This is a genomic window from Catenulispora pinistramenti, assembly GCF_018274385.1.
GTDB classification, from domain to species: Bacteria; Actinomycetota; Actinomycetes; order Streptomycetales; family Catenulisporaceae; genus Catenulispora; species Catenulispora pinistramenti.
The window spans coordinates 1-5,404 of sequence record NZ_JAAFYZ010000381.1 but is presented as its reverse complement, the minus strand read 5'-3'; the positions used below and the strand labels follow the sequence as shown (position 1 = coordinate 5,404).

General features: G+C 71.2%; 4 protein-coding genes. 2 read left to right on the top strand and 2 right to left on the bottom strand.

Annotated features, from left to right (window positions below):
- Positions 1–1,561 (top strand): hypothetical protein (locus tag KGQ19_RS47245; protein ID WP_212021953.1); only part of this gene is annotated, 1,561 nt, incomplete at its 5' end.
- Between the two features lie 119 nt (positions 1,562–1,680).
- On the opposite strand, the gene KGQ19_RS47240 is transcribed toward KGQ19_RS47245, so the two are convergent.
- Positions 1,681–2,166, bottom strand: coding sequence for a hypothetical protein (locus KGQ19_RS47240; protein ID WP_212021951.1), 486 nt, complete (start codon positions 2,164–2,166; stop codon positions 1,681–1,683).
- A gap of 89 nt (positions 2,167–2,255) precedes the next feature.
- On the opposite strand from KGQ19_RS47240, the gene KGQ19_RS47235 reads away from it, so the two are divergent.
- A complete protein-coding gene (locus KGQ19_RS47235; protein ID WP_212021949.1) occupies positions 2,256–3,962 on the top strand; it encodes an FAD-binding oxidoreductase in 1,707 nt (568 codons plus the stop codon).
- 113 nt (positions 3,963–4,075) lie between these two features.
- Here the strand turns inward: KGQ19_RS47235 and KGQ19_RS47230 are convergent, their stop codons facing one another.
- The gene (locus KGQ19_RS47230) at positions 4,076–5,401 is read right to left on the bottom strand and encodes a C39 family peptidase (protein ID WP_438801907.1); all 1,326 of its coding nucleotides are present in this window, start codon (positions 5,399–5,401) and stop codon (positions 4,076–4,078) included.
- Positions 5,402–5,404 lie beyond the last annotated feature (3 nt).

Genomic DNA, 5,404 nt, shown 5'->3' with positions numbered 1-5,404 from the left:
CACCTCGACGGCGGCCCCCGGCACGCGCGATTTGCCCGCCGTCGAGGTGAACGCCGCCCCGGCGCCGCCCCGATCGGCGAGCGCCGAGGTGGATACGGTCGCCTTCACGGCGGTGGAGCGGGCTGAGGCTGTCGGGGCGGATGCCGCGGCGGCTGCCGCCGAGGCGGCGGATGGCGGCGCCGGCTCAAGCAACGGTGCTAGCGCGAGCAACGGCGCTAGCGCGAGCAACGGTGCTGGTTCGAGTAGCGGCGCCGGCTCAAGCAATGGTGCTGGTTCGAGCAATGGCGCCGGTTCAAGCAACGGTGCTGGTTCGAGCGGTGGCGATGAAGGTCCCGGACGCGGTTCGGATGCGATCTCCACGGTCACGCTCAACGTCGGCGCGGTGAAGCGGGCGGTCGCCGAAAGCAGTTCGGACGCGACGGCCACCATTTCGCTGCCGGTCGGAGCGATCAAGCAGGTGACGCGTCCCCGGCCCGGCTCGGCGCAGGCGCCGACGGTCGCGTTCGCGCCGGTGCGCGCTGACGCGGATGAGGCCGACACCACGAACCTCGCCGATCTCCCCATCACTGAGGCCGATGCCGACACCAACGCGGCCGAATCGGCTGACTCCGACAGCGCACCAACCACCTCCGCCTCTGCCGAAGCCGCCTTCACCGAGGCCAGCTCCGCCGAGACCGGCGCCACTTCCGCCGAATCCGGCTTCAGCGAGGCCAGCTCTGCCGAGGCTGAGGCCAACTCCGCAGCCGCCGCTACTTCCACCGAAGCCGGCTCTGCCGAGATTGCCACCAGCTCCACCGAGGCTGACTCTGCCGAGGCTGAGGCTAGTCCCGCCGAAGCCGCCGCCAGCTCCACCGAGGCTGACTTCGCCGAGGCCAGCTCCCTCGCAGCCACTGCCACTTCTGCCGAAGCCAGCTCCACCGGCGCCTCTTCCGCCGAGGCTGCCACCAGCTCCGCCGAGGCTGAGGCCGGCTTCGGCGCCGCCGCAGCCGCTTCCGCCAGCTCCACCGACCCGACCTCCGCCGAGCCGACCTCCACCGACCCGACCTCCGCCGACCCGACCTCCGCCGACCCAGTCCCCACCGCCAGCACCGACCTGGTCCCCACCGCCAGCACCGACATAGCCACCCCGGCCTACCTGGCCACCACCGACCTGGCGATGCCCATGCCCACCTCCGGAGTGGTGGCGCTCCCCACCACCGCCGACGACGTCATCGCCACCATCCACGCGGCCGCGACCGTGGTGCGGGCGGCGGATCGGCGGGCTCGGCAGGCGGCGTTCGCGAAGGCTGATCCGTGGACGGGGCTGGACCTGCATCAGCCCGCGGTGCCGGCGCCGGTCGACAATGTGCTGGAGCTGCTGTCGCCGGTTCTGGAGCGGCCGTTGCTGGTCGTGGAGCAGCCCGGGTTGCCGGACGCGGCCGATGTGGTGGCGTTGCACCGGTCCGAGCTCGAGGTCGACTTCGTCGAGCCGCCGGTGGTGGCGGCCGGGGCGGAGCCGGCGATTCCGCCGCGCTTCGGGCCCGGGCTCTCCGTGTTGCCGCACATCGAGTTCCCGGTCTGATCTGGCGCGGCGGTCCGACACCTCACCCGGACGCACCCGTCGATCTGCCCCGATCCCGCCGCCTGATCCGCCAGAATCGAGGCGTGCGGAATCTGGGTGAACTATGCGATCTGGGCGAACTACGCCATATCCCCGCCGGCGCTCCGGATGTCCGGCAGCACCGGCCGGTCCTCGCTCCCGGGCTGCAGAATGACCGCGGCCAGCCCCCAATGGTGCTTCATCCGCTCCAACGGATCGCTCGGCGGCAGCACGCTCCGCTTGCGTGAGAAGCGTCCCGGCGTGGGCGTCTTCTCCCGCGTCCTGACCTTCGCGCTCTCGCGCACCGTGCCGCCGGTGACCTGCACCTTGTCGAAGCGTCCGGCGACCTCGGCGGCCCAGTGCCGGCCCAGGACGCCGACCCGTGCGGCCGGTTCGGTGCGGCGGCCGTCGCGGAACGTCACCCGCACCGTCTCGACGCCCGGCGGCAGCATCCCCCAGGCCACCGTCCACGGTGCGGGGTCGTCGTCCCGGCTGCGCAGCGCGCCGGAGATCAGCGCGGTGCCGGTGCCGGTGTCGGTGTCGTCGGGGTCTGCCGCAGGGGCGGCGTCGGCGGCGTCGGCGGTCATATCCGCAGCATAAGCGTTCGCCGTCACAGACGGGAGCGCCCATGTACGTTCTCTGATATCGGAATTGCCACCAAGTGAGTGAGGTACCCATGGACGCCCCCTCGACCAGCGGCATCACCCGCCGCGGTCTGCTCGGCCGGGCCGGTACGGTCGCCGCCGGATCCGTGGCGCTGGCCGGCGTCGGCATGGCCGGCCAAGCCCACGCCGCGACCAACCGGGCCGACGCCGCGACCGACCAAGCACCCGGAACCGCCGCCGCCACCGAAGCCGCCGTCGAAGCCGCAACCGTCCCCGAACTGGGCCCGGTCCGCATCACCCCCGGCGACATCCGCTATGACAGCCTCCTGCGCGGCGACAACTTCCGCTTCGTCGGCCAGCCCGACGAAGTCCGCGTCGTCACCAGCACCGAAGACGTCGTCCACGCCGTGACCGACGCCGTCCGCGCCGGAAAGCGCATCGCGCCCCGCAGCGGCGGCCACTGCTTCGAGAACTTCACCGCGGACCCGGCCGTCCAGGTCCTGCTCGACATGTCCCCGATGAACGCCGTCGGCTACGACCGAGCCATGCGCGCCTTCTCCATCCAGCCCGGCGCCCGCCTCGGCGAGGTCTACACCGCCCTGTTCAAAGGCTGGGCCGTCACCCTCCCGGCCGGCGGCTGCCCGGACGTCGGCGCCGGCGGCCACTTCACCGGCGGCGGCTACGGCCCCCTGTCCCGTCGCTACGGCTCCGTCGTGGACCACCTCTACGCCGTGGAAGTCGTCGTGGTCGACAAGGACGGCCGGGTCCGCGTCGTCACCGCCACCCGCGAGCCCGACGACCCGCACCACGGCCTGTGGTGGGCGCACGCCGGGGGCGGCGGCGGCAACTTCGGCGTCGTGACCCGCTTCTGGTTCCGCTCCCCGGGCGCGACCGGCGCCGATCCCGCCAAGCTCCTGCCCCCGGTCCCCGGCGAGATGTACTTCTTCCTGGCCGAATGGCGTTTCGACGCCTCCATGACCGAGGACGTCTTCACCAAGCTCCTGCACAACTTCGGCGTCTGGCACGAGCAGCACAGCGTCCCCGGCGCGCCCGGCACCGGCCTGTACGCCATCCTGGAGATCGGCAACATCAACAACGGCACCTTCACCCTCGTGGTCCAGGCCGACGGTGCCCTGCCGGACATCAAGGGCCAGGTCGACGACCTGTTGGCGGCGATCACGGCCGACGGCGCCCCGCAGCCGGTGGTCCAGCAGGGCGGCCCCATGCCCTGGCTGCACATGACCACCTGGCCCGGCGACGGCGAGGGCGGCGACAAGCTGTTCCGCCGCTACAAGCTCAAGGCCGCCTACCTGAAGAAGTCCTACACCGACGACCAACTGCACGCGATCTACGCGGGCCTGTCCGACAAGAGCGCTCCGTCGGCCGCCGCCATGCTGCTGATCGGCTACGGCGGCCAGGTCCAAGCGGTGGCACCGGACGCGACCGCCGTGGCCCAGCGCGATGTGGTGATGAAGGCCGTCTTCTCCAACACGTGGCTGGCGGAGGCCGACGACGCCGCCAACGTCAAGTGGATCCAGGAGTACTACCGCAGCATCTACGCCGCCACCGGTGGCGTCCCGGTCCCGAACGACGTCAGCGACGGCTCCTACATCAACTACCCGGACGTGGACCTCGCCGACCCGGCCTGGAACACCTCGGGTGTGCCGTGGTCAGAGCTCTACTACAAGGACAACTACCAGCGGTTGCAGCAGATCAAGGCCGTCTGGGACCCGCGGAACCTGTTCCGCCACGCGCTGTCCATCGAACTGCCGGCGTAACCCGGCGGCGTAACCCGGCGGCGTAAGCGGCGGTGTGACCGCCCGTGTAACCGGCCGCCATATCAATAGTGATTGAGGCCCCTGACGCCCGCCACGCCGGGGCCTCAATCAGCTCATCCCCAGTGTTCGGAAGGCCAGCTGGGGTTCCGCGGGTCGACCACCGCCGGCAGCGCCTTGTCATGCGGCTTGATCAGGTACGCGACGCCGCCCGACCCGGACCCCGGCGTGCCGTCGGCCTTCGTGTAGTCGGTCCGCAGCCACACGGTCTCGAACATCCGCCGCGGGTAGACCGTGTAGACGTCGGAATCGCTGTTGCTGGCCGGGTCGTTCACGATCACGTCCCCGGTGTCGGTGAACCCGATGACGCACCACAGGTGCCCGTCGCTGGCGTAGTAGCCGTTCTCGGCCAGCGTGAACGACTGCGACGTCACCACCGGGAACCCGGCGGCGACCAGGACCTCCAGCTCGGTCAGCGAGTTCAGCCGCACCACCATCGCGTCCAGGCCGTAGGAGGCGGCGTAGGCGCAGGTGAACGGCCAGTTACCAGTCCCCTGGTAGCCGTAGTCGTAGCTGTAGCGCGCGGCCTCGTCCACCGAGGGGTCGGCATAGCTGGGATCGACCCACGCCAACTGCTCCTTGGTCGGCCCCTTGCCCCAGAACTCCACCACCATCTCGGTCGAGGTCGGGCTGCACCACGCCTCACCGCCGCCGCCGTACTGCACGTACTGGCCGCTGTGGACGTTCTGCGCGTAGGGCTTGACCGCCAGCGTGATGCCGGTGGCCGGGCCGGGGGTGCTGGCCGGAACGGTGGTGCGGGCCGGGACCATGGACGCGGTCGCGCCGATCTGCCAGACCCGCGGCGTGACCCGCGATCCGGTACGCCGCAACAGGGTCAGGCGCAGTTGGTAGGACCGCATCGAGTGCCCGGTCTCGGCGTTCCAGGTGTCGGTGTCGATCTCGCCGTAGGCGTTGCTCTGGCCGTTGACCGAGGTACGGTCGATCTCGCTGTCGTCGTGGGCCCAGATGCCCATGACCCAGGTGTCGCGGTGCCCGTCCTCCATCGCGGCGAGCAGTTCCACCTTCAGGAACGTCCCGACCGGGGTGTCGGCGTTCCAGTGCGCGGTCAGCTGGGTGGCGCCGAAGTCCAGCCGCTGGATCGGGGACGTCCAGGTCGCGTACTCGTATTCGGCGGTGGTGTTGAGATAGGGGTCGGTGTAGGAGGTGGTCCCGGCCGGCTCGGCCAGCACCACGCCGAGCCGCGGCCCCGGCAGCGGCAGCACGCCGTCGGACTCGCCGCACCGGAAGTCGGCCCAGGTGGTCCACCGGTCGAACCGGACGCGGGCGCCGTCTGCGTTCTTCGCGGCCGCACCGGGCATCGCGGCCTCCGTGTCCGTAGTACCGGCCGCCGCCGGTCCCGCCCCCGCGACCCCGACCACCACGAC